Here is a 25,003-nt window from a genome sequence, read left to right as displayed (position 1 = left end):
AGGTCCGTGGGTGGGCAGGATAAAACCCGGCGGAATCCCCAGGGTCACTCCATCGTTCAGCAATTCATGGAAATCAAGGTATCCTCTGAAAACATCACCATAAAAACACCCACAGCATCAGCCAGCAAACCACCAGCCAGGGGATCACACAAAAACAACCCTTACCACCACAACATCCACCGTGGAGACCTCCATTCTGTGGAAACTGTAGGTGCGGCGTATAGGGAATTCGGCCCTGAATCTGTGGGTCACCCTCCCCCCCAACCCCTCATAGTAGCGCCTCACAAAGTCCTCAGATCCGGCCATATGGAATGAGTACACAGCCCTCCCCATGGCTGATGCCGCCTCCATGAAAACCCTGTCGGCACCCCTATCAGCCCTCTCCTGTGAACCGAAGGGGGGATTCTGGATTACAGTATCAACTCTCCCTGTGACCTTAACCAGGTCATCATAATCACGGACATCAGCCTCAATGAACCGGATGTTCCCAAGCCCCAGATCCTCTGCCACACCTTCCGCAAGCTCAAGGGCCCCTGCATCCACATCCACACAGTAAACCATCTCTGCACCAAGAACTGCCGCCCCAATGCCCAGGATACCCGTACCGCATCCAAGGTCCGCAACGGTTCTTCCCCCAATATCCCCCATGTCCCTGGCTGCCCAGAGGACCTCAGCGGCCAGAGGGGCCGGGGTGAGGTACTGTTCAAGACCCGGGTCAGGGCGGGGGTGGGGAGGGACTCTCTCAAGAAGCATCTCAAGTTGTCTCTTTCTCCTCATGGTACCATAACTGAAGGTGGTAGACTTAAAAAGAGTTACCCCAATACAATATATATGTGTTATAAATTTCAGGGTGCGGTCAGATGTTCAGCAAAATCCTCGTTGCAAACCGTGGTGAAATAGCAATAAGAGTTATGCGCGCATGCAGGGAGCTAGGAATAAAAAGCGTGGCTGTTTATTCCGAAGCAGATAAGAATGCGCTCTTTACAAGGTACGCCGATGAGGCATACGAAATAGGTAAACCATCTCCATCCCAGAGCTACCTGCAAATAGACAGGATAATCGATGTTGCCGAGGAAAGCGGTGCCGAGGCCATCCATCCAGGTTACGGTTTCCTGGCAGAGAACCCTAAGCTTGGGGAGGAGTGTGAGAAACACGGAATCAAACTGATAGGTCCCAAAGGTTCCGTCATCGAGGCCATGGGAGATAAGATAACATCAAAGAAGCTCATGAAGAAGGCAGGGGTCCCTGTAATCCCTGGAACCGATAAGGGTGTGAGCGACCCGGACGAGGCCGCTGAGATAGCTGATTCAATCGGCTACCCCATCATCATAAAGGCGTCGGCAGGTGGCGGTGGCATAGGTATGAGGACCGTCTACGAGGAGGACGAACTCATAAGGGCCATGGAATCCACCCAGTCTGTGGCAGCCTCAGCATTCGGGGATCCAACGGTTTATATAGAGAAGTACCTTGAAAAGCCCCGTCACATTGAATTCCAGGTAATGGCCGATGAACATGGAAACGTTATCCACCTTGCAGACAGGGAGTGCTCAATACAGAGGCGACACCAGAAACTGGTGGAGGAGGCACCATCACCCATCATGACACCTGAACTGAGGAAAAGAATGGGTTCAGCCGCAGTTAAGGCCGCCGAATATATAGGTTATGAGAATGCAGGTACCGTGGAGTTCCTGTATTCAAACGGGGACTTCTACTTCCTTGAGATGAACACCAGGATACAGGTCGAGCACCCGATAACCGAGGTGATCACCGGTGTGGACCTTGTTAAGGAACAGATAAGGGTCGCCTCAGGAGAGGAACTCTCATGCAGACAGGAGGACATAACAATAAGGGGCCATGCAATTGAGTGCCGGATAAATGCAGAGGACCCCCTATCAGATTTCGCCCCGAACCCCGGTAAAATCACAGGTTACAGGTCCCCCGGTGGAATAGGGGTCAGGGTTGACAGCGGGGTTTACATGAACTATGAGATACCACCATTCTATGACTCCATGATATCCAAACTCATAGTATGGGGAATGAACCGTCAGGAGGCAATAAACAGGATGCGACGTGCCCTCAGTGAGTACATCATACTGGGCGTCAGAACCACAATCCCCTTCCACAAGGCAATAATGAAAAATGAGGCATTCCAGAGGGGAGAACTTCACACACACTTCGTGGATGAATACAGGCGGGGTATAGACACTGAGATGCAGAAGATTGTCAAAGAGGACCAGGAGATGGTCGAACGCCTCCACTCAACATTTCTACCACCAAAGAAGGTTGCAGCAATATCTGCAGCCATAGGGGCATACATGCACTCAAGAAGGGGGTGATGGTATGGAGGATTACTATGATCCATGCGAAGTTGAGGTAAAAACCAGGTACATAGGGCATGAAGTGAAATGCTTCGATGAGGTGGACTCCACAAACAATGTGGCCAAGCGGATGGCAGAGGATGGCGCCCCGGAGGGTACAGTTGTAATTGCAAGGACCCAGTCCCGCGGAAGGGGTAGGAGGGGTAAACCCTGGATATCACCCCAGGGCGGGATATGGATGTCCATCATACTCAGACCAGAGGTTCACCCATCAACGGCCCCCCTCCTAACACTGGTAACCGGTGTTGCAGTTGCCCGGACACTGAAGGATGAATGTGGCCTGGACGTGGGAATAAAGTGGCCCAACGATATACTGATTGGAGATAAAAAGGTATGCGGGATACTCACAGAGGCCCATGCAAGATTCAACACCCTCGAATACGTGGTTGTCGGTGTGGGGATCGATACCAACGTGGATATCAGCCACTTCCCGGAGGACCTCAGGGAAGGGGCAACCTCCATTAAGAATGAACTCCAGAGGGACATAAAATCCAGTGAACTGATATCAAGGTTCCTTAAAAACTTTGAGGAGGTCTATGATTCCTTCAAGGAGGGCAGAATGGATGAGATTCTAAGAGAATGGAGGAAGATGTCAAAGACAATCGGCAGACGTGTTGAAATAAGGAAACAGCTTGGTGAAATCGTCCATGGTGAGGCCATCGGCATCAACAGTGAGGGTGCCCTCATACTGGAACTGGACGATGGAACGCTCCGCAAAATAATATCCGGCGAGTGCATACACCTGTGATATCGGTGGCCCTCAGCTGCACCGTTAACCTCATTTTTCTAATACCTATCAGAGGGTCTCGATTATGGCTGGCCCCCCGCGTTCACCATCCACCCTGAATTTTCTTCCGGTTATTTTTTCTGCAAGCATCATATTGGTCTCTGCGTGAAGTGTGAGTTCACATGTGGCCACTCTTGAATTTCCTGTGATGGCCATGTAGGGGATGATCTGATCGCCCATGTACCTGTCAAGGGGTCTGCCAGATTCTATGAAACCCAGGAGTTCCTCTGCAGCCTCTGCACCAACCAGTTCTGCCCTCTTACCTGGTTTCCCCAGTGAAGTGGCACCGAGCCTTGTGTTGCCCTCAGCCCAGAGTGTGATACCCGAGCCCCTCCCCAGTGAACCAGAGGCGTCCTCAACACGTATATCAACATCAAGGCCGGTTCTCTTAAGGATCCTCCTTGCTGATTCAGCCTGCCTCTCAGCAACGTGTATCGGAAGGTTCCTGGAGTGGGAAACACCCCTTATACAGTGAATTTCCGCGTTTTCAAGTACAAGGGGTCTGAGGATGGATGGCTCCATGCTTGCATGGACCACACCCCCACCCTCTGGATAGTATCCCCTCTCAATTAACTCAAGTTTTGCGGTGTAACCCATCATACCAAGGATGGGGAGCGTCACCTCCCTGAGGTAGTCTGCTGTAGGGGCCCAGAGGACATCGGTGCCACCCCTCACGGTTACATCCAGTTCACCTCTTGAGGCTGTGGAAGCGATCATTATGGCCTGGAGGACAAGTCCCGTGCTTCCAGCGGTTTTTATGTCAAATTCAAATTTCCCGCCTTCAACACGTCCCGGTGAAAACTCAAGTTCCATTGACCCGAGTTCATCCCCACTGAGTCTGCCATTGCTTATCTCTGCAATTGCCCTCACAGCAGTGATGTGCTGGTGTGACAGTCCCTTCCTTGGTCTGCGGGCCCTGATATTGTATATCCGTATCCTGCATGATTCCAGGGCTGCAAGGGCTGTGGAGACCCTTACAACGGCTCCCCCACCCTCGCCCTCTGATCCATCAATAACTATCAGCCTGACACCTCCCTGATAAACTCAGAATCGTTCAGATGTACCCATTTTCAGTTTTTTGTGCTAAATGTAGGAATTTCATTTGAATAAAAAAATTATTCCGGGCATTGAGAACCATTCAGCGCATGAAGACCTACAAAAACCTCATGACCCGAAGATAAGTTTCTCCATCATTTTCCTGTCCCTGATGATGCCAGAAAGTTTATCCACTGCGTCCTCAATCGCCCCCCTCAGAAGTTCAGGCTCAAGCCTCTCTGCGTCCCTTGATGCCAGGTCAAACCTCAGTGTCTTTGATGCCCCTGGCATCCCCACAGCGGGTATGGTTATTATTCCATGGTCAGAGAGGAGCATCATTGAAAGGGCCACGCCGATTTCATCACCGGTGTATGTGGAATCATAGAGTTCCTCCAGTGAATCAGGTTTTATCATGATACCCGTGGGTGTCTCCTCCACCTTAAGGTCCCTCAGAGCCTCAAGAAGGTACCCCTTCCTCTCAAGGGCGTTGAGAATTTCAGATGGGTCAAAGCTCTCCAGTGCCCTCACCATTGCAGCGATAAGTGGTGGCTGGGCCTCAAGTCCGAACCGGTAGGCCCTTGATTTAACCCGCTCCACAAGGTCAGATCTTCCTGCGAGAAGACCCCCCCTTGGCCCGTGCATCAGTTTATCTGTGCTTGTAACTGCAAGGTCTGCTCCCAGGTCACATGCCCTCTTCTGGTTAAATAGAACCGTCCTCAGCCTGGCGCCTGATGCATCATCCACAAGTACCGGGACCCCAGCAGAGTGGGCTCTTTCAATTACATTCTGGAGTTCCGATTCATCAACCACCCTGTGGTCCATTGTCGAACCTGTCACAACCACGAGAGATGTGTTTTCGGGTATATCCTCGGTGAAGTCATCTGTCTCATGGTACCTGGCTGCTGCCAGTTGGGTGCTTGCCGGGATGGATGGGTGGGATGGGAGCTCAGGGAGGTAGTGCACAACCAGTGAACCTTGTTCTGCAAGTTCCAGTATGGATGCAAGTATTGCGCTGCTTGTCCTGTTAAAGGCGGCCACCATCTCACCGCCCATGTGCTTTCTGCCAGCTATCTGGAGTCTCTCCTCAAAGACCGCAGGTCCCACGTACGTCTCAAGAAGACCAATATCCTCCATCTCAAGGGGAAAGCCCCCTGAAAGACCCGTGAGATCATATATTCCCTCACGGCCCTCGCTGGCAATACGCTCCCCTATTATCTTGAGGGCGTGTTCCCTGCGCTTAACCTCATTCAGGTGATCATGAAACATCAAATCACCCATTCAATCAGTTTCCCCTGCAACATGCCCCTTCCTTGGCCTGCCATTCTCTGGTTTCAGGATTATTGCATGGTCCGCAGAATTCTGAAGTGCAGCACTGAAACCTGGCTCGGCGCCTATCACAATTGTATCCTTACCATTTTCCTTTGCCTTGTTTATTATTGGTAGAAAATCAGCGTCGCGTGTCATGAGGGCTATTATATCAATATTAGGGTTGTATATCAGTTCCATGGCCTCAACAGCCATGTAGACATCGGTATCCCCAGCCACGACAATTGGTGTAAAGCCCTGGTTCACAATGGCCTCTATCAGTTTATCAGAGGCGTACTGGTTCAGAAGAACCTTTCCAACACGCATATTCCCGTATTCAGACATTATCTTCCTTACAAGGTCCAGGTTCAGACTGAATTCCTTTCTGAGCATGTTCGGCCCATCCACAAGAAGGCCAATGTTCTTTTCACCGCCCTCCTTTTTCTTGATGGGAATGTATTCCTTAAGGGAAGTCAGTTTTTCAAAACTTCGCATGGTATTGAATCCTCCACTAAAAAATTTAATCATAATAATTATTGAAGTTATTATAAATAAAGTTAAAGTTTCTTAAGTCTGGTGTAGTCCCCCAAAAAATCCCAGGATCATTCGATCTCAAGGGATAGCTCATCCTCAAAGAGTTCCCTTACAACCTCAAGGGATTTATCGTCGAGCTGTGTGATGGCCCCCTCGCCGCCCTCATTGTAGTAATACTCTGCGTTCACTATTCTGCCCTCATCATTTAGGTAAAGGAAAAGCCCGTCATAGTACCTTTCAGGGTTGCCTGATGGGAGAAATATTTCAATTCTCACAAGGATTTCGGAACCACATATATTGTTATAGAAGTTCTCACGTTCATCATCATTCTTCAAAAGCTTTTTAAATTGATTTATTCTCTTTTTAAGCTCCTTTTCAATCTTTTTATCGGACATCATATCACTCGCACAGTTATAAAGGTTGATTTCACCCTTAATCCAATTTCTCATATATAATTTTTGATAGCAGAAAGATAAGGTTAATAAATCTGATTTTCTTAAAAAACGTCAGGATATCAGTTCAAGGGGGTTATCCCGGCACATCATCGTTATATCTAAGTGGGAAAATCCATGCTCCCTCATGAGGTATATGAACTGCTTCATGCCTGCAATGGGGGATGGATTGTGGCCCTGCCCGAAGTCAGTGGCCATTATGCACCTTTCAGAACCAACATACCTCACAGATTCGACTATGCGTTCAAAGTCAAGTCCATCATGGCGGGGCATGCAGGCCACAAGGCAGTGCTCAAGGTAAGCCCGCCTTGACATCTCCCTCTGCTCCTCCAGGGTGGCACCCACAACACCCGTCAGTGGATGGTTAATGATAATTTTACCGACACCATAATCTGCAGCAAGGTCAAGCACATGGAATATCTCAGGGGGCTTCAGGTGCCCGGTTCCCAGGACCATGTCATGTTCAGCAACAGCAGAAATAACACCATCAAGGTCACCCTCAGCCCTCCCGGCCGAGACCGTGGGTAACCAGACGAACCTTCCGCCCATCATGGCTGCGGCATGGACCGCGTCCGGGTTGAGGCCCCCCACCGGAGTGTTCAGTGTAACGCCCCCAATGACCCGCATACCCGTAACCTCAGAGGCCAGCGCCGCCCTCCCTGAGGTGGGTTCAGTGTGGCTCTTTATCACAACAGCCTCCATACCCTCCCTGAGTGCGGCGGAAGCAAGTTCAATGTCATTCATGAATCTATCCCTCACATCGGGGGCTGTGTGGATATGGGTGTCCACAAGTCCATCGAGTTTAATGTGCTCCGAGAGGCTGAAGTCAAACATCCCGCTCACACACTCAATCGAGTATCCTCTGGACCTCAAGGTCGTATTCATCATCTGAGGTTTCATAGAGGCTTCTACCATCCGAGTCCATGGCAACTATGAGGGGCCCGAAGTCCTCGACCTCCAGTTCCCATACCGCCTCAGGCACACCGAGGTCCAGCCAGTGCACTGCTGCTATACCCTTAACTGCCGAGCCATAGAGTGCCGCACAGCCCCCCACGGCTGCAAGGTAAACAGCGCCTTTTTTTCTGAGGGCATTCCGGGTTCTATCATCCATTCCCCCCTTACCTATAACCGCCCTCACACCCATCTCTATAACCTCTGGCTGGAAGGGGTTCATTCTCCCGCTTGTGGTGGGCCCCACAACCACAAGCCGTGCGGGTGGTTCAGTTATCGACTCAGCGCTGGTATCAGGTTCCTCTTCAAACCTTATTATGGGTCCTGCATGGAATATAACAGAGCCCTCAATATCAAAGGGGGCTCCCCTCTCAATTATCCTTTTATGGGCCCTGTCACGGGCCGTGAATATTTTTCCTGTGATGTAAACGATGTCACCAGCTTTAAGTTCGGTTACCTCATCTGAAAGTGGTGTTTTAAGTTTTATCTCCATAAAAACATCTCCCGTGCCTGTATAAAGCGATCAGTGGGATGCACTGCAGAACGACGTGGATCATTCATCAGTTAAAGTTAAACTCCAGAGCATGCCAAGAGTGATGCTGCTGAATAAATTTAATATGGATCAAATTTTTAAATATCTTTCTCCAGTAGATCCCAGAACTTGTTGAGGTAGAATATGTCAAGCACAAAGAATGTGACTGATCTCTCAAAGTACATCATGACCCTCCCGAAAACCGAAATATCACTCCTCTCAATGATATTTATAAGCTTCGTTGTGGGTGCTGTGGGGTTTATAATCGATATGGTCCCTGGGATAAGCGTACTCCATGACATACTTTATGGGGGAACCAATGGAGTGCTTGTCCTTGGATTTTCATCAATAATGGCCGGTGCCATCACCCAGCCATGGGTCAACTCGCTGGGTGGTAGAAGGATGAAGATGAAGCAGTCCATGTTCCTGGCATTCTTCTCCATGATGATCTTCTCCCTCATCTACCTTGGGGGGTGCCTGGCATCATCCCTACTCCAGAGCGACCTCATCCTCAACTCCATAATACTCGCCTCCGCCGTTATATTCGCCTTCCGCCTGCTGGTGATCTGGGGAACCTCAAACATAAGCTTCACAAATTCAACCCTGATATCCTCTGTGCAACCAGTTCTCATAGTGAGCATGAACATCGTTGTGGCATTCCTGAGCCTCGCCACAAACATTGGCTACTTCAGTGTGATAGGATTTTTACTGAAGATACTTGTTGCCTCAGCAATGCTCATACTTGCCATCTACTCATTTGTCATGGTGGTTGAGTCACCCATGAGAAAGAACCTTGGGGTCGGCTCACTGGAGTTCCTGAGCCTCTTTCTCTCACATATAACCGAGGATTCGCCTGAACTTGAAAGCATCTTCAGTGAGATTGGTGAACCCGTGGATACACTTGCGGGTGTGGTTGCATTCCAGAGGGGCTCCGATATAAAGGCCCTCTTCATAAGCCCCTCGGTACACCCGGGTCCAATAGGGACCATAGGCGGTGCCAACATGCCCACAATACTCTCTGAGAGATTTGACACATTCACAATGGTGGCCCATGGCCCCTCAACCCATGACTTCAACCCGGTATCCGTGAGGGAACTGGAAAAGGTTGAGGGTGCCGTCAGGGAGGCACTTGATGGTATGGAGTACCATGAGGGCGCCAGTAAATTCAGGAGATACACCAGAAACAGCGCCACCATCGGGGTCCAGTTCCTTGGCGATGGCATGCTGATCCTTGCAACAATGGCCCCCAGTGGATTTGATGACATAGAATTTGGTGTGGGACTTTCAATGATGAACCTTGCAGGGGGCCGCTGCGGATCAAAAAATGTGGTTGTTGTGGACTGTCACAACTCATTCCAGGGCGAAACAGGCCGGATACTTGCAGGTAACCCTGAAATGTTCGACCTACTTGATGCTGTGGACTCCATTGAGTGCCCTCCACACCGCCATAGGCTGAGGGTTGGGTGTGCCCAGAGGAAAATGGATGGACTCTCAAAGGAGGATGGTATTGGACAGAGTGGAGTTATGGTCATGGTGGTTGAGGCCGGAGAACAGAGGACCGCCTACGTGCTCCTTGACGCCAATAACATGGTCATGGGCTTCAGGGACCAGATACTGGAGGAACTTCTGAAGCTGGACATAGATGAAGCCGAGGTTATGACAACCGACACCCACTTTGTGAACACCCTTTCAGGAGGCCACAACCCCATCGGACAACACAGAAGGGATGATATCATAGAGGAGATCAAAAAGGCGGTCTCAGAGGCGGTTGATGACCTTGAGGAGGTAAGGGCAGGGTGCCTGGTCGTCAGAATAAGGGGTCTGAATACCCTCGGCCCCACCAATTCAACGGAACTCGTATCAACCATAAGTTCAATCGTTGCTGTGAGCCGTGTGATAGCCCCCCTCATATTCGTACTTGCACTTATATTCGTCTTTGCCTGGATATTCTACTGGGCCTGAAAAAAGAGGAATCTGTAGAGTTATGTGGTTGAAAAAGAGGAATCTATGGGGTTATTGTGGTTGAGGTTATCAGGATTGCCCATACAACGAACCAGATGAAGAGAAATGGCACTATACCACTCCAGAGCCACCCCTTGAATCCCCCAACCTCTTCCTTACCGAATAACCTTTCTGCAATATTCCCAACAATCAACAGAATTACAAGGCCCGCAAAGGTGCCGAGCGCCTGATTTTTTCCAAGAACTGCTATTGAACCATTTGAAAGGTAAAATGACACCACTGCAGCCACTATACCTGCAGGAACATGAAGGGCAGTCATTTTAGCATCAGTATCCATATTAAAACCTCCAGAGAGTTTTTATTATCTTGATGGTCTTAAAACTTTTCCATCGAACCATGGAAAGATATTATTATACCATCATTAAATACTTAAAGCCGTCGGACTTCTGTTTCTTGCGAGGTGTTGAATATGAAGACAATGTCAAACGTTGATGTTTTTGCAGTTACCAGGGAACTCAATGATATTCTAACAGGTGCCAGGGTGGATAAGGCCTATCAACCCCTCAGGGACACTGTGATAATCAGATTCCATGTGCCGGGCGAGGGGAGGGTGGATGTGGTTATGCAGGCAGGTGTCAGGATACACAGAACAGAGTATCCCCCTGAAAATCCAAAGATCCCACCATCATTCCCAATGCTCCTCCGAAAGCACCTCAGGGGTGGAATCGTGAGGGAGGTCCGGCAGCACAGCTTTGACAGGATAGTGGAGATAGAAATCGAGAAGGAGCAGAAATACACCCTCGTGGTGGAACTATTCTCAAAGGGGAACATAATACTCCTGAACCAGGAGGATGAGATAATACTGCCCCTTAAACGAAAAACCTGGAGTGACCGCCGAATAGCGTCCCGTGAAAGATATGAGTACCCCCCATCAAGGGGCATCCACCCCCTCAGATATGAGATGGGTGAACTTGAAGAGATGCTGAAAAACTCAGACACCGACCTCATAAGGACCCTTGCAAGAAAGGGGTTTGGGGGCCTCTATGCAGAGGAGATCATTTTGAGGTCCGGTCTCGACAAGAAAAGAGCAGCCAGCACCCTGAGCAGAGATGAGATAGAAAAAATTGACTCTGCAATAAATGAACTCTTCAAGCCGCTGAGGGATCTCAAATTCAGACCCCACATCATAAAGAACGGTGAGGGTGACGTGGTCCCCATTGAACTCATGGTGTACCGTGATAGGGAGAGGGAGTACTTTGAAACCTTCAACGAGGCTGCAGACGAGTTCTTCAGTTCAATATTCAGGGAGGAACTCAGGAAGGTCCATGAGGCTGAGTGGGAGAGAGAGGTTGAGAAATTCAGGAAAAGACTCAGGATACAGAGGGAGACCCTCCAGAAATTCCAGGACACAATAGATACCTCAACAAGAAAGGGTGACCTCCTATATGCACACTACGCAGCCGTTGAGGATGTGCTTAGAACAATAAGGGATGCCCGTGAAAAATACTCCTGGAAGGAAATACGGAAGATAATAGCTGATGCCCGCAGTAAGGGAATGGTGGAGGCCCAGATGATCCAGGAGATCGATGGGATGGGAAACATGACACTTCTTATTGACGGTGAAAGGATAAGGATTGACCCGAAGCTGGGGGTTCCAGAGAACGCAGAGGTCTACTATGAAAAGGCCAAGAAAGCCAAAAGAAAAATAAAGGGTGTGCTTCAGGCAATCGAGAAAACAGAGAGAGAAATTGAGAGGGTTGAGAAGAGAAGGGACGATGCCCTCAGAAACATCATGGTTCCTCAGAAAAGGGTTAAGAGGAAACTCCGCTGGTTTGAAAAATTCCGCTGGTTCATCTCATCAGACGACTTCCTTGTGATTGGTGGAAGGGACGCCGGCACCAATGAGATGGTGGTGAAGAGGCACATGGAGCCAAGGGACATATACCTACACTCAGATATCCATGGAGCCCCATCGGTGGTTATAAAAAGTGAGGGCCAGGAGGTCCCCGAAACAACCATTCAGGAAGCCGCGGTTTTTGCAGCGTCATTTTCAAGTGCCTGGACGCGGGGGTTCACTTCCCTGGATGTCTACTGGGTCCATCCAGAACAGGTTTCGAAGACTCCCAGGTCCGGTGAATTCGTTGCCAGGGGGGCCTTCATCATACGGGGTTCCAGGAATTACATGAGGGGTGTTCCCCTCAAGGTGGCTGTTGGTGTGGTGGACCACGATGGGGAGAGGGTGATGTGTGGCCCCCCATCAGCGGTGAAAAAAAGGACAGATAATTTTGTCGTGGTAAAACCGGGTTATACCAAGAAAGAGGCTCTTGCAAAGGCCATAAAGGCAAAAGTTGATCCTGAGAATCTATTCCAGCTTGAGGACTTTGTAAGGGTCCTTCCACCTGGGAAGGGTGACATTGTTACAGGAGATTAGGTTATTTAACCCTTCTCTTAAGGTTCTTCTTGAGCAGGAAGTTCAGGTCAATGAAGTATTTGCCCTCCTCATCAGAGACGATTATGGAGTCATCCTCAAGTAGGGATGTTAGGTTAACTTCATATATACCGTTCTTCCTGACCATTATGGTCTCAATGGGGTCCCCAACCGGTTCAGGGTCCCTCCTGTCGGCCACATACCTGAAGTACCTGCTTCCACATTTTGGACATCCATTCTTTAGTTCCTCTGAAGACCTGAACTTCTCCCCGCACTTAATGCACTGATGCACCTGAATCACCGATCTCTGCAATCATTGAGAGGAAGTTTGACTTCCTCTTAACTGTTCGCATGACATTGGCAGGTCCTATTATGGTGAGTCCAACTGTCCTTCTCTTTGAGAGTCCCAGAAATGCCTTCTCATCCTTTTCAAGTGTGTATATGTCTATTCCCACAAAGTTTTCAATGTCGATCTCCCTCATGGTGGTCTCTATGAGTTCAGCCTCCTCTGAGGGTGAAAGACTTCCCTCCAGAACCAGTATGTCCCCATCCTTTACACGGTCTATGATCATTGAGATCTTTTCCATGCTGCTTTTATCCTCAAGAGCCTCTGATGAAAGAAAATCCATTTTCAAGCCATCCATTTTAACCCCTCACCTGAATTTTTTAACCATCTGCATGTAAAGGTCCTCTGTGTTTTCACCGTGCAGTGCTGAGATAGGGACAACCGTATGCTGGGGGAAAACCGATATGATCCTCTCCGGAGATGACTCTGGAAGGTCTATCTTGTTTGCAACTATGAGGAAGGGTATCTTCCTCGCCTCAAGGTTCCCTATTATTGTTATATTCGCCTGTGTCAGAGGGTCCTGTGATGAATCCATGACAAGGAGTACGCCGGTAACATCATCGAGCCATTTTATTGCCTCAATTATCCCCTTGGTGGCTTCCTTGGCCCTTTCCTTGGCCTCCTGCTCTGACAGCCCAAATTCAAGGAAGTTCTTGTAGTCAACCTTTGTTGCTATTCCAGGCGTGTCAATGATGTCAAAGTCAAGTTCAGCCCCATCCCTCTCTATGGTGATTCTCTCCTGCTTGTACACCGTTCTTGTCTCGTGTGGTATCTCTGAGGTCAGCCCAAGGGGTTTTCCAAGCCAGTCCTCACACATCCTGTTTGCAAGGGTTGTTTTGCCGGAATTTGGGTGACCGTAGAGTCCTATCTTCAGTTTCTTGTTCCTTCCAAGCAGTTTATCAAGGAAATTGGTGAAAAAATTTGCCATCCTTATCACTTCTTTATGATTAATCTTCATAGACTCCCCCAACCTCAAGGACAACGACCTCTGTGTCAGGGGAGGTTTTCCCTACCATTTCAGCAAAGATCTCCGGGTCCTGTTCAATTACTGGAAATGTGTTGTAGTGCATGGGAAACACTCTTTCTGGTTTTATCCATTCCACGGCGATGGATGCGTCCTCTGGCCCCATTGTGTAGCGGTCCCCTATGGGTAGAAGTGCAATTTCGGGCCGGTAAATGGCACCTATAACATCCCTCATATCCCCGAACAGTCCTGTATCACCTGCATGGTACACTTTCCCCTCAGGGGTTTCAATGATGTAACCGCAGGCGCTTCCCCCTGATGTGACCTCCTCTGTGAAGTCTATATCTGATGAGTGTTTGGCATCCACCATCCTTATGGTGATTCCATCAATAGAAACAGTTCCGCCGATGTTCATACCGTTACTTTCAAGCCCCTGCCTTCCGAAGAAAACCGAGAGCTCATGGTTTGCTATTAAGATGGCCCCGGACCTGTCGGCTATTTCCATGGCATCGCCCAGGTGATCCGCGTGGCCATGGGTTACACAGATGACATCGGGGTCAAATTCCTCCACCGCAGTGCTGCAGACAGGGTTGTTGCTTATGAACGGGTCTATGAGTATTTTTGTATCATCCGATGTTATCTCAAATGCCGAGTGTCCAAACCACTGAATTTTCACTAAACTCCCTCCAGGTTGATTTCATCTGAAAGATTCCATGCCTCCTCAAAGAGTTTTTTAATTTCAGATATGGATTTCTTGTCCTTGTAGATAACACCAACCTCAAAACTCTCATATATCGGGTCAGTTGATATTATGAGGCCGTTCTTATCATCTGCAACCGCTGCTACGGTATGTATATGGGGCATGGTCCTTATCTCAACTTTATTGTCCATTAAGACCTTTATGAGTTCCACCGAGGCCTCATCATCAAGACTGGCCTCCTGTATTATTAGGCGGCTCTCTGTATCCATGAATTTCTTGAGCACCGAGACATCTATGTTCCTTATCCATGGGTACATGAGGACAACACTTTCTTCAGCAGCCGTTATGGTTTCCCTCATTGCATCCTGCACATCTGATGCATCAAATGACCATATTATGCTCGGCTCCCTTGTCTCGGCCCTTATCCTGTTTATGGCCCCCTTGAATGAATCCAGCCTTTCCTCCAGGAGGTCCTCAACATCATCAACATTCTCGATGTACTCCTGCTTGAGCTTCTTGAGCCTCTCTGTCACGTAGCTGTTATCTGTCTTTGAGGGTGTTCTTCTGACTGGGGCGGGTTTTACTGGTTTCTGTGCTTTCTTTTTAGGTGGTAAACCCCTGCCCTTTTTAGATTCATCCTCCTTACCCTTTCTCAGTTTTGGAAGGCTGAACAGCCTTTTACGGGGAGTTTCAGTGCTTTTAGATTTAGAAACGCCTTCTGAAGTCATGTCAGGAGATTTCTTTTTGGGAGCAGGTCTTATTGCCTTTTCAGGAGTGATTTTCCTGATAGGGGCTATCCTTGACGGCTCTGAGGCGATGGGCTCTGATGCCGATGACTCCCCAGTAGAGGATTTTATATCCTCTGATTCCTTCGTGGGTGTTTCGGATGTGACCGGTTTGGCTCCAGTTGATGTCTCGGGGATACTCTTTTCTGAACCTTCAGATTCCTTTTCTGGTTTTTCTTTAAGGATCGAAGGAATTCTCCTTTTTGGAGCCCCCTCAACAGCCTCAGGAGCCTTCAAAGATGACCGTCCAGCACCCACAACACTCTTTTCAGGAGCCCCCTCAACAGCCTCAGGAGCCTTAAAGGCTGGCTGTCTTTTAACAGGAGCCCTTTTAGCAGGTTTAACCTTCTTTTTAGGGGTTTTCTTCTCTGATGCAGCTTTAATAGATTCGAGGTCTATTTTTCCTGCAAATAGAAGGGTGATTATAAGACCGGGTACAAAGAGAATGAGCCCCAGAAAGAACATGAAAATATCCGGTGGTGTTGCAAAGCCAAGGGACATGAAGTAAAGGCCAGCAAATATCATTAAGATTCCAGCAAATGTAACCAGCAAATATATCATTGAATGCCTCCCGCTCCCAGGAATTACTAGGGTTTAAATTAATATTTTATTATCTGCATTCATTTATAAAAGGTTTTTTAGGGTGAAACTTTATATGATCCGATTTTTATAAAATGCTGTATAAATTAATTGGGGTGGATTTCAGTGATAATAGTTTTTGATGAATGCGGCCAGGGCGCCGCTGAGTATATACTTCTCTTTGGTGGTGTGATTGTTATTGCGATAGCAACCCTTCTGATCTACACAGAGTACATAAAAACAACAAATCCTCTTAATGTGGCCAAGGACCTCAACAGTGTCAGGGAAAGTGTAAACAGCGGATAATCACATGTTCCCTGCCCTGATCTCGAAGTATGTTATAAGGTGCCTGAGCTGCTCGGGGGCATCGTCCTCGTCACTCAGGGCATAGGCAAGTTTCTGTGTCATGATGCGCTTCTGGTCAGGGTCGAGGGACAGTATTTCATTTACTATCATTCCAAATATGGCCTCGGCGTCGACTCCAATCTCAGCCGTTTTAGCCCTGAAGATCTTTCTGAGTTTGTTAAGCGCTGATTCAGATTCATGAAGGTTTTCAGATTCAATTTTTCTTATTAAGAGGTTCATCTCAAGGGGATCCCTCTGCACAAGACCAAATATTATGCCGTCAGGTTTAAGGGACTGCACTCTATCAACGCCATTGTATATGCTAAGGTCATAGCCTGTGACGGTTATCCTGCTTGCCTTGAGCAGCTTGAAGATGGCCTCATTTATTGTCTTATCGGTGACACTGAACTCGATTCTCGACCTTATTCTGTCCACAATCTCTGCCCTGCTAAGATCACCCTCCTGGAGGATTTCAAGTATCACCCTGTCAATGTTGTACTTCCGCGGCATTTCATCACCTTTGTGATATTATGAACAAAACCCTTTAAATATATTTATATCCATGTGAAATGAATGGTTAAACTGGAAAGGTTATCCGCTAAATTTATAAGTGGTTAACAACATAAGATGAAACAAGCCAGAACTGGTGAATTAATGGAGGTGTGAAAATATGAAATTCCTGAAAGATGAAGCCGGACAGGGTGCAGCTGAATACATACTGCTCTTCGGTGGTGTAATCGTAATAGCAATCGTCGCACTACTAATCTACAGAGCATACTTCAGCAAATCAGACCTCAACGCCGCACGGGACATAAGCGAAGTTAGGCAGAACGCCAGAAGCGGTGCATCAATTTAAGAGCCGATTGAATTGTTGATCGAGGAAGAGGCGCAGATAAGCGCTGAAATGATACTGATTGTAGGAGCACTTCTGGTAATCGTGATAGCCGTAGGCTCCTACATTTTCAACATCTCAGGCTCAATAGCGGGAAATATCAGCGAAGTAATCAACACCGCCCGTGACTCCACGATCAACAAACTTTGAAAATTTTTTTAGATATTTAGTCCTTGAGTGACTCTGCTTTTTTCCTTTAAATTATGGATATTTATTAAAATTAAATTATCTAAGTTCCCATAAACTAACATGTCCATTGGCATAGATTCTTTTAAAGTGTTCTGTACCTTCATTTAAGACAGAAATTTTTATAAAAAGGGAATTTTTAGATTTTTTGTCCACCACTAAAGCTCTATTTTTTTCCATGAAAACTATGAAAACTAGATTACTCTCATTATAAACCCTAAATTCATCTTTATGGTTTTTATATACCAATATAACCTCATAAGGTCTCTTTCCATTCCAAGAAGCGAACCTTTTTTTTAAGTCCAAAGACATGTTATTTGAATAATGTTTTAATGTATCATTTATTGATGTTATCTCGCCTTCTGAATAAACAAATTCCTGAGGTTGAGATTTAGCAAAATTCCAGTATCCATAATAAAAATTCCAGTAGCCACTTTTTATCTCATGGTCACCTGTAAGAATAACAATTCTTTTCTTTGGATAGGGATGCGTGAAATTTAGTAATTGATTCGAAAAGTTAGGATTCATACCATATTTTTCCATTAGAATTAATTTTGCATCTTTTTTATCCATAGAGAGTATCTCATTCAATATAGTGGCTGTCAAAGAAATATTCCCTGTCCTTTTATATAACATTTCTATAGGAATATCCCCACTACAGGATAACATTATTAATATGTTTTTTGAAAGCGTTTCATTATCTGTAGAAAGTGCTCTGCTAATCCAGTAATTCCTTTGAGGAGTTAAGCAGCCCCCATCCATTAAAACTGGGATGCCCTCTGAAGTGAAATAATGACCATAACTCCAGTCCATTACTAAAACAGGTGGGGATGAAAATGTTTTATTTATAAAAGCTGCTGCATCTACAAAATCATCGTTTACTGCTGGTCGCAGTTTAAATACCTGGGTTTGAGCTACTGAAATTACAAAAAAGGATGAAATAATTAAAAGTAATATAAAAATTCTAATAAAGTTATTTTTCAATTTAAGAACAGTTCCAATTATTTTGTTGATAGAAATCGATGAAAAGGCTACAAGGGGTATGAATGAAATTATGCCAAATCTTATACTCATAGAATAAGAAATCAGACCCACAAAAAGCCATACTGACATCAGTAGGTAGAAAAATAAATCTGATTTATCCTTCAGGTTTGCTGATAATAAATTTAAGACCACTACAACTACACCCAAAATACCGAAACCTATATTCAAACCGCCTAAAAACCAAACAAACTCAATGAAAGATGGTTTCGAAAGTTCTGAGACTGATAAATTAGCGTTTGGCCAGTTATTATTAAAATTCGATTTTAAAAAAAGCGAAGTGTTGGGGAAATTTAAATAAATACCCGCGCCGAATAATTTCAACATCCCTATAAATAAAATAGAAAACAAAATAAAAACCGCGAAAAATTGAATGAAAGGCGTTGAGCTCTTGTCACTACTTTTAAGAATTAGGACATAGATTAAAGATGTTAGAACTATGATTATAAAAATAAATGCCCAGCCATTCCATGTCAGCGAGAAGAGGAGTAGAAAAACCGCTGCAAGAATGCATTTAATATACTTTTTAAACATATTTTCAGTTCTAATGCCTCCATAAAAAAATAATACTATTATAAGAGGAATTAAAACATTTAACATGTCCGTATCAAAGAAACCAGCTACTGTCCTTGAGAAGTAGATGGGTGTTGTGACCGCCAAAATACCAGCAATAAATGCTGAAATGTCATCAACATGATTTCTCATTAATAAAAATAGCATTATACCCGTAAATGGTGCTATAATTGCTGGCAACCAAAAACATGCCTCGTAGAGGGTTATATTCACAAATAAAGCAAGAAAATTGTAAAAGAAAACAGCCAACCATGCGATGAATGGAGGATAATTTGAGGGTCTTCCTTCTGGATAATATGAATAAATATTCCAGCTGAATTTTCCATTGTACTTATCTCCCAGGTGCCCATTTTTGAAATAATTTAGGGTAACACGATAATTGTAGTAACAATCCGCATCATACATATATGGAAGACCCTGAAAATCCGTCAGATAATCCTTTTCGCTTGCATTAAAGTGATGAAGATTAACGGTGTCAGCCCTTAGAATAAATCCGGTGCAAAATATTATGCTTATAAATAAGAATACCTTAAGAGACTCTTGCATAACACATCCACCATTACTTTAAAATTGTCAATCTATTTTAATTGCCATATGATTACATTGTCATTATTATATAACTTCCTGAAGTATTTGGAATTCTCCTCAAGGAGTACCAGTCTCACGAATAGGGAATCATCAAATCTTCTATCTATAATTATGGCCTCTCCTTCATCTGGGAGGAATATAACAGAAAAACTGCTGGATTCATCCACATCAACCCTTTTCACAGAGTTCCCATCTTTTATTATGAAACGGTAGGGTCTCTTACCCCTCCATGAGCCCTCATCAACAGATTTCATCATTTCAGACCTCCCTGTATCCACAACCTCGTAGAGGGGTCTGGGGGTAAACGAGGTGAAGTTCCATGATCCATAGTAAAGGTACCAGTAACCTACGTACCTCATACCCTCTGCTGTTAGAATAACATAGTTCCTTCTCTCTGGATGGGTATATACAAGGAGTTTCTCTGCAAACCCCCTTTCAAGGCCGTACTTTCTGATGAGGATTTCCTCCGCAGATCTTCTGTTAACACCAAGGATATCGTTGAGTATCTGAACCGTTAGTGACGTGTTTTCTGTCCTGTTTTCAAGAAGTGATACTGCTGAGTCCCCCGAAGATGTGAGCATCGTTAATATCCCGGCAGATAAACTCTCATTGTCTGTCTCGAATGCCCTGAAAATCCAGTATGCCCTCGGGGTATTCTGTGATCCCCCATCAAAAAGAACTGGGCGTTCTGCGGCGGCTGTGATATAGTGGCCATAGCTCCATTCAGTCACAACAACGGTGCCCTCTCCTGTCCCATCCTTCAGGAAAGCCGCAGCATCCGCGAAGTCATCATTTATAAAGGGAATCCTGCCAATCTCAGCAGCCTCGATGGTGGCAACTGAGATTATGAGGGCCAGTAGGAGAACCACAGGAATATCCGCCCTGAAGTTCCACCTACCACTGAGGACCCTCATATATGAGAAGACAACGCCAAGGAATATGCTTGATATGAATGTGAGGGGGGTTATTGCGAGAATACCGAAGCGAACACTGATATAGTATGCTGTAAGCCCTGACAGCATCCATACCAGTGAAAGGGTGAGGATGAATGGGTTGAATGATGGGAGATGTTTCCTCCTCATATCTCCCCTTATGAAGATGCTGATAATCACAAGAGCCCCGAAAACACCGAAACCCAGGTTGAGGGGTCCTGCAGCAGAGAGAAACACCTCAACTGAGGGGTGGCCAAGTTCTGAGACCGACTCATAGATATCTGGCCATGGTCCTGTCGATGATGTTGAGTCAAGGATGGCGATTGGGTTGATCCCTGAAAGCTGCTGGGGGCCATTGAATAATCCTATTAGAAAAATTGCCAGTAAAACTGGAAGGAAGAGCCTCTTGATGCACAAAAAATCAAGCGCCCCCATCCTCCATGATATGATCGAATAAATAAAGGCCGATGCAAGGGTAACATAGAGCATGAACGGCCATCCTGTCCATGAAAGGGAAAAAAGCAGCATAGAAACCGCAAAGAGTAGCCCAGAAGCGAGGCAGCCATATTTATCCCTGGATTCCACCACACTCGTGTAGAAAAGCACAATTAAAGCTGGCATAAGACAGTTGAACATGTCTGTATCAAAAAACCCGGGGATGGTTCTTGCAAAGTAGAGTGGTGCTGTGACCATCAGTATGCCCCCGGCGAACCCTGCAGCGTCACCAGCATATTTTCTGATGAGGAAGAACATCACAGTACCTGCAAAGGGTGCCACAACAGCCGGCAGCCAGAAGCAGAGCTCGTAGAGGCTCATATCTGTGAAGGGGTCAAGAAGCCTGTAGAGCATTATCGAAACCCATGATATCACTGGTGGATAGACAGCGGGTTTTCCAGGAGGGTAATAGGAATAGGAGTCCCATGGAATCCCTGCTTTCAGTGTATCCCCAGGATGGCCGTTTTTCAGGTAGTTCTCTGTGATGCGGTAGTTGTAATAGGAGTCCAGTTCGTACATGTAGGGGAGGCCCTGATCATCTGTAAGATATAGCCCCTCAGTACCATTGATGTCTACAAGATGAACAGTCTCAGCTCTCAGAATGAAACCCGTGAAGAATATGAGTACCATCAGAAGGAAGATCTTCACATTTTCATTGACTTCCAGGAAAAACACCACCTATTCAAGACCATATAGTGATGGGTTCATGCGGGGTATCATGGCCATGAGGACGCACTGCTCGGTATTTCCAACACGGTCAAGCAGCCCATGGGAAAGGAAACTCACAGCACCCCTCTTCCTGCCCAGTTCATCCACGCCTGTGAGTTCATCCATGACGTCCCCAACCTCCCTGCCTGAGAGGACCTCCTCAACCACCAGGGGAGGGTATTCAAAGCCTGCGCTCACCCCCAGTGTTACATGATCACCATCATAGATGGCGCACCACTGGAGGTCAACAAATCCCGTGATTGACCCCGGCACCCTGTGTAGACCTGACTCGATGCCAACACTCAGATCACAGTTGCTGAAAGCCCCCCTTGCACGGTTGATGGCCCCCTCCACAGTCTCCTCAAGACCTACTGGCTGATCAGATACTCCTGAGTCAACCTCAACACCCCTGACCTCAAGTTCATCGAATATCTTCCCAAGGACATTCTCTGTGGCCTTAACCTTAACTGGATTTGTTGATCCCACATTAACCCTCATGTAAACACCCCGGGATTCACTGATTTCTCTTCCTCTTTATTGCATGGCGTATCCTCTCAAGGAGATGGCCCATCCTGTCTATCTCTCCCCTCCTTATCCGGGTGGATGAGATGGGTATGCCATCATCTGCGGGCACCATGTCAATGGTTATGATATCAAGTTCCCTGAATCCCTTTCTTTTTCTTATTTCATTTATTTCATGGGCAACCGGCTCGGTCTCCCTGCTCACCACTATGGCATCGAATCTTTCATCGGTAACTGTGGTGCCATAGGGGTCCTCCAGCCTCATTATATGGTACTCAGTATCCTTATCTGAAAGATACTCCTCAAGGTTCTTCATTCTGACACTGCAGGGTTCTATATCGTCTCCCTTTGCAGATGCAAATTCATCTGATGTTACACCAATCATAACGGTATTCCCAATACGAAACGCCTCATCAAGGAGCCTTCTGTGGCCCTTATGAAATCTGTCAAAGGTTCCTCCAACAGCAACAAGTGAGTACTTCTTCACCTTCATCCTATCATCTTCAGAAGCCAATACCCTAATTATGTTGGAGTTAAATTTATATTATGCGGCAGCCTGCCATTATGGCCACTTTAAGTGCAATGACTTTATAAAGTATAGATCATGCAGCTTCGGGAATACAATGTCATCATCAAGAACCCCCGGATGGTTGATGTCAGGGTCGCATCCTGTTACCCCGGGCCCTACAGGACCGCCATGTCCTCACTCGGTTACCATATAATCTATCATCTTATAAATTCAAGGGATGATGCATGGTGTGAGCGGGTGATACACCCCTACAAACGAAGCCTTGAATCTGGAAGTCCACTGAGGGACTTTGATGTAATCAGCTTCACTGTGCACTACGAGGAGGACTATTTCAGGATCCTCCAGATGCTGAGGGATGGCAGTATTTCACCGAGGAGGGATGAACGCGATGGTCCCCTTGTAATCGCAGGGGGGCCCTGCATAACATCCAACCCCCTTCCACTCTCAGATTTCATTGACCTCTTCATAATAGGTGAGGCTGAACCTGTGCTCAACAGGTTAATGGATCGGTACCTTGAGCTGGATGATCCTCGCCGTGAGATTGATGAATTCATGGACATAAAGGGTGTTTACATTCCCGACAACCCTGCAGAGAGGGTTATTGTTGAGGATATGGACAGGGCATGCCACCCGGTAAGACAGATAGTTCCCGTTACAGAGGATAAAAGGATGGTTCCCTCCCTGGGGAGGTCATTCCTTCTGGGTGTTTCAAGGGGCTGTTCACGGGGCTGCCGTTTCTGCATGTCCGGCTACCTATACCGCCCCAAACGTGAGACATCACTCCCCAGGCTCCTTGATGTTGCAGAGAGGGGCCGTCATGCCACAGGTTACAGTAAGGTCTCACTTATAGGTGCCGCTGCCTCTGACTATTCACGTATAGATGAACTCTCCTCCAGACTCGTGGATATGGATTTCATGGTTTCAATGCCATCACTCAGAATAGAATCACTGTCAGCCCACCTCATGGACACGTTACTTGAAGGGGGACTTAAAACAGTTACAGTGGCACCAGAATCAACCCTTAAATTGCGAAGAAAACTTAACAAGCCCATAAGCGATAGTATGGTATTTAAAAAAACAGAAGAGGCTATAAAAAAGGGTTTTCGTGTTAAAATGTACTTCCTTACAGGAGTCCCCGGGGAGTCAGAGGAAGACTTAAAGGACCTGACGCGCCTCATACGTGGACTTCATGAAATAAGAAGGGGAATGGTTACTTTCAGCATCAACCCACTCATTCCCAAGCCGCACACCCCCCTCCAGTGGATGGAATATGACATGAGGAGAATGAAGAGGAAGATCAAACTCCTCAGGAAACTCACCGGGGGGGTTCCTGTTAAATTTGGAAGTCCCCTCAGTGGACTCATACAGTATGTGCTCTCCACAGGCGGTCCTGAAACCGGAAAACTCATTGAAAGGGCCTCATTCTCAAAGGTACCCCTCAGGGAATGGGAGCTCCACTGCAGCAGAAGAAACCCGGGCGATGTTCTCCCCTGGGATAATATCAACCTCGGGCTGAGGAAGGACTTCCTCATGAAAGAATACATTAGGATGGAGGAGGAGAAAGTAACACCATGGTGTGAGGAGTCAGGATGCCATGGATGCATGGATCACTGTTCATGGCAGGAGGAAGGGCGATTAAGATGACAGAATTTGCTTCAAGAATAAGGGACATAAGGCTCTCAGAGATAAGGAAAATGTTTGAAGTGGCAGTTGAGGACACAATAAACCTCGGGATAGGTGAACCTGATTTCAATGTACCTGAACATGTGCGGGAAGCCCTCAAGGAAGCTGTGGACGAGGGAATGACACACTACACCTCAAACATGGGCATGTATGAACTCAGGGAGGCCATCTCAGAGAAACTCAGAACAGAGAATAGAGTGCATGTTGAACCTGAATCAATAATAATAACCGTTGGTGCCAGTGAAGCTATATTCATGTGCACACAGGCCCTTCTTGATAGGGGGGACCAGGCACTGATACCTGACCCTGGTTTCCTATCATACGATGCCTGTGTGAAGCTGGCAGAGGCCATAAGTGTCCCTGTGCCCCTGAGTATGGAGGACGGATTCTCCATGACCCCTGAAAGGGTTGAATCACTGATCACAGACGATACAAGGGTCATAATAATGAATTCACCATCCAATCCAACAGGTAGCGTCATGGGTAAGGATGACATTAAGGGGGTCGCTGAAATAGCAGAGGACAGGGATCTAATCATAATCTCCGATGAAATCTATGAAAAGATCATCTATGATGGAAAACATTACAGCCCCGCCTGTTTCACAGATAATGCCATTGTGATAAATGGTTTCTCAAAGACCTATGCCATGACAGGACTCAGGATAGGTTACGTTGCCGGCCGTGAGGATATAATTGAGGAGCTTCTCAAGGTTCACCAGTACAATACCGCCTGCGCACCATCTGTGTCGCAGGTTGCTGCCCTTGCAGCCC

The 25,003-nt window shown here is 46.8% G+C and carries 27 protein-coding genes (1 of these 27 cut by a window edge); 9 read left to right on the top strand and 18 right to left on the bottom strand.

Annotated elements, in window-relative coordinates; genetic code table 11:
* Nucleotides 1-144: 144 nt before the first annotated feature.
* Nucleotides 145-777, bottom strand: coding sequence for an METTL5 family protein (locus tag MTCT_RS08955; protein WP_048176457.1), 633 nt, complete (start codon nt 775-777; stop codon nt 145-147).
* 83 nt (nt 778-860) lie between these two features.
* On the opposite strand from MTCT_RS08955, the gene MTCT_RS08950 reads away from it, so the two are divergent.
* Both MTCT_RS08950 and MTCT_RS08945 read left to right on the top strand, forming a co-directional pair.
* The gene (locus tag MTCT_RS08950; RefSeq protein ID WP_048176455.1) at nt 861-2,336 is read left to right on the top strand and encodes an acetyl-CoA carboxylase biotin carboxylase subunit; all 1,476 of its coding nucleotides are present in this window, start codon (nt 861-863) and stop codon (nt 2,334-2,336) included.
* A 4-nt stretch (nt 2,337-2,340) separates the two neighbouring features.
* Entirely contained in the window at nt 2,341-3,126 is a 786-nt protein-coding gene (locus MTCT_RS08945; protein WP_048176454.1) for a biotin--[acetyl-CoA-carboxylase] ligase, read from the top strand.
* Between the two features lie 48 nt (nt 3,127-3,174).
* On the opposite strand, the gene rtcA is transcribed toward MTCT_RS08945, so the two are convergent.
* From rtcA to MTCT_RS08915, 6 genes are all read right to left on the bottom strand, one after another.
* On the bottom strand, nt 3,175-4,179 hold the full coding sequence (gene rtcA / locus MTCT_RS08940; protein ID WP_369798281.1) for an RNA 3'-terminal phosphate cyclase: 1,005 nt from the start codon (nt 4,177-4,179) through the stop codon (nt 3,175-3,177).
* Nucleotides 4,180-4,329: 150 nt separating this feature from the next.
* Nucleotides 4,330-5,466, bottom strand: a complete 1,137-nt coding sequence (locus MTCT_RS08935; protein WP_084126314.1) for a TIGR03576 family pyridoxal phosphate-dependent enzyme — start codon at nt 5,464-5,466, stop codon at nt 4,330-4,332.
* Nucleotides 5,467-5,478: 12 nt separating this feature from the next.
* Complete coding sequence (locus tag MTCT_RS08930) at nt 5,479-6,000, bottom strand: TIGR00288 family NYN domain-containing protein (protein ID WP_048176451.1); 522 nt, start codon at nt 5,998-6,000, stop codon at nt 5,479-5,481.
* 107 nt (nt 6,001-6,107) lie between these two features.
* Nucleotides 6,108-6,374 carry a hypothetical protein gene (locus MTCT_RS08925; protein ID WP_231855306.1) on the bottom strand — a complete coding sequence of 89 codons (267 nt, stop codon included), beginning with the start codon at nt 6,372-6,374 and terminating at the stop codon, nt 6,108-6,110.
* A 171-nt stretch (nt 6,375-6,545) separates the two neighbouring features.
* On the bottom strand, nt 6,546-7,364 hold the full coding sequence (locus MTCT_RS08920) for a DUF6282 family protein (RefSeq protein WP_231855305.1): 819 nt from the start codon (nt 7,362-7,364) through the stop codon (nt 6,546-6,548).
* Complete coding sequence (locus MTCT_RS08915; protein WP_013295303.1) at nt 7,339-7,935, bottom strand: FumA C-terminus/TtdB family hydratase beta subunit; 597 nt, start codon at nt 7,933-7,935, stop codon at nt 7,339-7,341. Before MTCT_RS08915 ends, MTCT_RS08920 begins: the two co-directional genes overlap by 26 nt.
* Nucleotides 7,936-8,118: 183 nt before the next feature.
* Between MTCT_RS08915 and MTCT_RS08910 the strand changes: the two genes are divergently transcribed.
* On the top strand, nt 8,119-9,936 hold the full coding sequence (locus tag MTCT_RS08910) for a DUF2070 family protein (RefSeq protein ID WP_048176447.1): 1,818 nt from the start codon (nt 8,119-8,121) through the stop codon (nt 9,934-9,936).
* A gap of 43 nt (nt 9,937-9,979) precedes the next feature.
* On the opposite strand, the gene MTCT_RS08905 is transcribed toward MTCT_RS08910, so the two are convergent.
* On the bottom strand, nt 9,980-10,273 hold the full coding sequence (locus tag MTCT_RS08905; RefSeq protein ID WP_048176445.1) for a DUF5379 family protein: 294 nt from the start codon (nt 10,271-10,273) through the stop codon (nt 9,980-9,982).
* A gap of 132 nt (nt 10,274-10,405) precedes the next feature.
* On the opposite strand from MTCT_RS08905, the gene rqcH reads away from it, so the two are divergent.
* Nucleotides 10,406-12,367 (top strand): ribosome rescue protein RqcH, encoded by a 1,962-nt coding sequence (rqcH, locus tag MTCT_RS08900; RefSeq protein ID WP_048176444.1) that lies wholly within the window; start codon nt 10,406-10,408, stop codon nt 12,365-12,367.
* 1 nt (nt 12,368) lies between these two features.
* On the opposite strand, the gene MTCT_RS08895 is transcribed toward rqcH, so the two are convergent.
* The 5 genes from MTCT_RS08895 to MTCT_RS08875 are packed head-to-tail and all read right to left on the bottom strand — an operon-like array spanning nt 12,369 to nt 15,684.
* Nucleotides 12,369-12,656, bottom strand: coding sequence for a Zn-ribbon domain-containing protein (locus tag MTCT_RS08895; protein WP_048176442.1), 288 nt, complete (start codon nt 12,654-12,656; stop codon nt 12,369-12,371).
* On the bottom strand, nt 12,640-13,008 hold the full coding sequence (locus MTCT_RS08890) for a DUF2073 domain-containing protein (protein ID WP_013295298.1): 369 nt from the start codon (nt 13,006-13,008) through the stop codon (nt 12,640-12,642). Before MTCT_RS08890 ends, MTCT_RS08895 begins: the two co-directional genes overlap by 17 nt.
* Before the next feature lie 9 nt (nt 13,009-13,017).
* Nucleotides 13,018-13,638 (bottom strand): Era-like GTP-binding protein, encoded by a 621-nt coding sequence (locus MTCT_RS08885; protein WP_048176708.1) that lies wholly within the window; start codon nt 13,636-13,638, stop codon nt 13,018-13,020.
* Between the two features lie 19 nt (nt 13,639-13,657).
* Nucleotides 13,658-14,350, bottom strand: a complete 693-nt coding sequence (locus MTCT_RS08880; RefSeq protein ID WP_048176440.1) for a metal-dependent hydrolase — start codon at nt 14,348-14,350, stop codon at nt 13,658-13,660.
* Nucleotides 14,350-15,684 (bottom strand): hypothetical protein, encoded by a 1,335-nt coding sequence (locus MTCT_RS08875; RefSeq protein ID WP_231855304.1) that lies wholly within the window; start codon nt 15,682-15,684, stop codon nt 14,350-14,352. The genes MTCT_RS08880 and MTCT_RS08875 overlap by 1 nt, the downstream gene beginning before the upstream one ends.
* 180 nt (nt 15,685-15,864) lie before the next feature.
* On the opposite strand from MTCT_RS08875, the gene MTCT_RS08870 reads away from it, so the two are divergent.
* The gene (locus MTCT_RS08870) at nt 15,865-16,044 is read left to right on the top strand and encodes a class III signal peptide-containing protein (protein WP_048176437.1); all 180 of its coding nucleotides are present in this window, start codon (nt 15,865-15,867) and stop codon (nt 16,042-16,044) included.
* Here MTCT_RS08870 and MTCT_RS08865 read toward each other — a convergent pair whose 3' ends face one another.
* The gene (locus MTCT_RS08865; RefSeq protein ID WP_048176435.1) at nt 16,045-16,593 is read right to left on the bottom strand and encodes a hypothetical protein; all 549 of its coding nucleotides are present in this window, start codon (nt 16,591-16,593) and stop codon (nt 16,045-16,047) included.
* Nucleotides 16,594-16,753: 160 nt separating this feature from the next.
* Between MTCT_RS08865 and MTCT_RS08860 the strand changes: the two genes are divergently transcribed.
* Nucleotides 16,754-16,939 carry a Flp family type IVb pilin gene (locus MTCT_RS08860; protein WP_048176434.1) on the top strand — a complete coding sequence of 62 codons (186 nt, stop codon included), beginning with the start codon at nt 16,754-16,756 and terminating at the stop codon, nt 16,937-16,939.
* 15 nt (nt 16,940-16,954) lie between these two features.
* Nucleotides 16,955-17,125 (top strand): class III signal peptide-containing protein, encoded by a 171-nt coding sequence (locus MTCT_RS08855; protein WP_231855303.1) that lies wholly within the window; start codon nt 16,955-16,957, stop codon nt 17,123-17,125.
* A gap of 75 nt (nt 17,126-17,200) precedes the next feature.
* On the opposite strand, the gene MTCT_RS08850 is transcribed toward MTCT_RS08855, so the two are convergent.
* From MTCT_RS08850 to MTCT_RS08835, 4 genes are read right to left on the bottom strand one after another with little or no spacing between them, the layout of a single operon-like run.
* On the bottom strand, nt 17,201-19,321 hold the full coding sequence (locus MTCT_RS08850) for an STT3 domain-containing protein (protein ID WP_048176432.1): 2,121 nt from the start codon (nt 19,319-19,321) through the stop codon (nt 17,201-17,203).
* 32 nt (nt 19,322-19,353) lie between these two features.
* Nucleotides 19,354-21,465, bottom strand: coding sequence for an STT3 domain-containing protein (locus MTCT_RS08845; RefSeq protein ID WP_144245661.1), 2,112 nt, complete (start codon nt 21,463-21,465; stop codon nt 19,354-19,356).
* 3 nt (nt 21,466-21,468) lie between these two features.
* The gene (yjjX, locus tag MTCT_RS08840; RefSeq protein WP_013295288.1) at nt 21,469-21,996 is read right to left on the bottom strand and encodes an inosine/xanthosine triphosphatase; all 528 of its coding nucleotides are present in this window, start codon (nt 21,994-21,996) and stop codon (nt 21,469-21,471) included.
* A 16-nt stretch (nt 21,997-22,012) separates the two neighbouring features.
* Nucleotides 22,013-22,513, bottom strand: a complete 501-nt coding sequence (locus tag MTCT_RS08835; protein WP_048176429.1) for a phosphopantetheine adenylyltransferase — start codon at nt 22,511-22,513, stop codon at nt 22,013-22,015.
* Nucleotides 22,514-22,624: 111 nt separating this feature from the next.
* On the opposite strand from MTCT_RS08835, the gene MTCT_RS08830 reads away from it, so the two are divergent.
* The gene (locus MTCT_RS08830) at nt 22,625-24,193 is read left to right on the top strand and encodes a radical SAM protein (protein ID WP_013295286.1); all 1,569 of its coding nucleotides are present in this window, start codon (nt 22,625-22,627) and stop codon (nt 24,191-24,193) included.
* A protein-coding gene (gntC, locus tag MTCT_RS08825; RefSeq protein WP_048176427.1) for a guanitoxin biosynthesis PLP-dependent (S)-gamma-hydroxy-L-arginine cyclodehydratase GntC crosses the window boundary here: on the top strand, nt 24,190-25,003 show its 5' portion. Its footprint extends 305 nt past the window's final position; the window shows 814 of its 1,119 coding nt (coding positions 1-814); its start codon is at nt 24,190-24,192; its stop codon lies off the right edge, out of view. Before MTCT_RS08830 ends, gntC begins: the two co-directional genes overlap by 4 nt.

It is taken from the genome of Methanothermobacter sp. CaT2, from assembly GCF_000828575.1.
Taxonomy (GTDB): domain Archaea; phylum Methanobacteriota; class Methanobacteria; order Methanobacteriales; family Methanothermobacteraceae; genus Methanothermobacter.
This window is presented reverse-complemented; position numbering and strand designations above follow the sequence as displayed.

Coding starts and splice junctions, on each gene's coding strand:
- MTCT_RS08955 (WP_048176457.1), bottom strand. CDS start 777: ATGAGGAGAAAGAGACAACTTGAGATGCTTCTTGAGAGAGTCCCTCCC.
- MTCT_RS08950 (WP_048176455.1), top strand. CDS start 861: ATGTTCAGCAAAATCCTCGTTGCAAACCGTGGTGAAATAGCAATAAGA.
- MTCT_RS08945 (WP_048176454.1), top strand. CDS start 2,341: ATGGAGGATTACTATGATCCATGCGAAGTTGAGGTAAAAACCAGGTAC.
- MTCT_RS08935 (WP_084126314.1), bottom strand. CDS start 5,466: ATGTTTCATGATCACCTGAATGAGGTTAAGCGCAGGGAACACGCCCTC.
- MTCT_RS08930 (WP_048176451.1), bottom strand. CDS start 6,000: ATGCGAAGTTTTGAAAAACTGACTTCCCTTAAGGAATACATTCCCATC.
- MTCT_RS08915 (WP_013295303.1), bottom strand. CDS start 7,935: ATGGAGATAAAACTTAAAACACCACTTTCAGATGAGGTAACCGAACTT.
- MTCT_RS08910 (WP_048176447.1), top strand. CDS start 8,119: ATGTCAAGCACAAAGAATGTGACTGATCTCTCAAAGTACATCATGACC.
- MTCT_RS08905 (WP_048176445.1), bottom strand. CDS start 10,273: ATGGATACTGATGCTAAAATGACTGCCCTTCATGTTCCTGCAGGTATA.
- rqcH (WP_048176444.1), top strand. CDS start 10,406: ATGAAGACAATGTCAAACGTTGATGTTTTTGCAGTTACCAGGGAACTC.
- MTCT_RS08890 (WP_013295298.1), bottom strand. CDS start 13,008: ATGGATGGCTTGAAAATGGATTTTCTTTCATCAGAGGCTCTTGAGGAT.
- MTCT_RS08885 (WP_048176708.1), bottom strand. CDS start 13,638: ATGGCAAATTTTTTCACCAATTTCCTTGATAAACTGCTTGGAAGGAAC.
- MTCT_RS08875 (WP_231855304.1), bottom strand. CDS start 15,684: ATGATATTTGCTGGCCTTTACTTCATGTCCCTTGGCTTTGCAACACCA.
- MTCT_RS08865 (WP_048176435.1), bottom strand. CDS start 16,593: ATGCCGCGGAAGTACAACATTGACAGGGTGATACTTGAAATCCTCCAG.
- MTCT_RS08860 (WP_048176434.1), top strand. CDS start 16,754: ATGAAATTCCTGAAAGATGAAGCCGGACAGGGTGCAGCTGAATACATA.
- MTCT_RS08850 (WP_048176432.1), bottom strand. CDS start 19,321: ATGCAAGAGTCTCTTAAGGTATTCTTATTTATAAGCATAATATTTTGC.
- yjjX (WP_013295288.1), bottom strand. CDS start 21,996: ATGAGGGTTAATGTGGGATCAACAAATCCAGTTAAGGTTAAGGCCACA.
- MTCT_RS08835 (WP_048176429.1), bottom strand. CDS start 22,513: ATGAAGGTGAAGAAGTACTCACTTGTTGCTGTTGGAGGAACCTTTGAC.
- MTCT_RS08830 (WP_013295286.1), top strand. CDS start 22,625: ATGCAGCTTCGGGAATACAATGTCATCATCAAGAACCCCCGGATGGTT.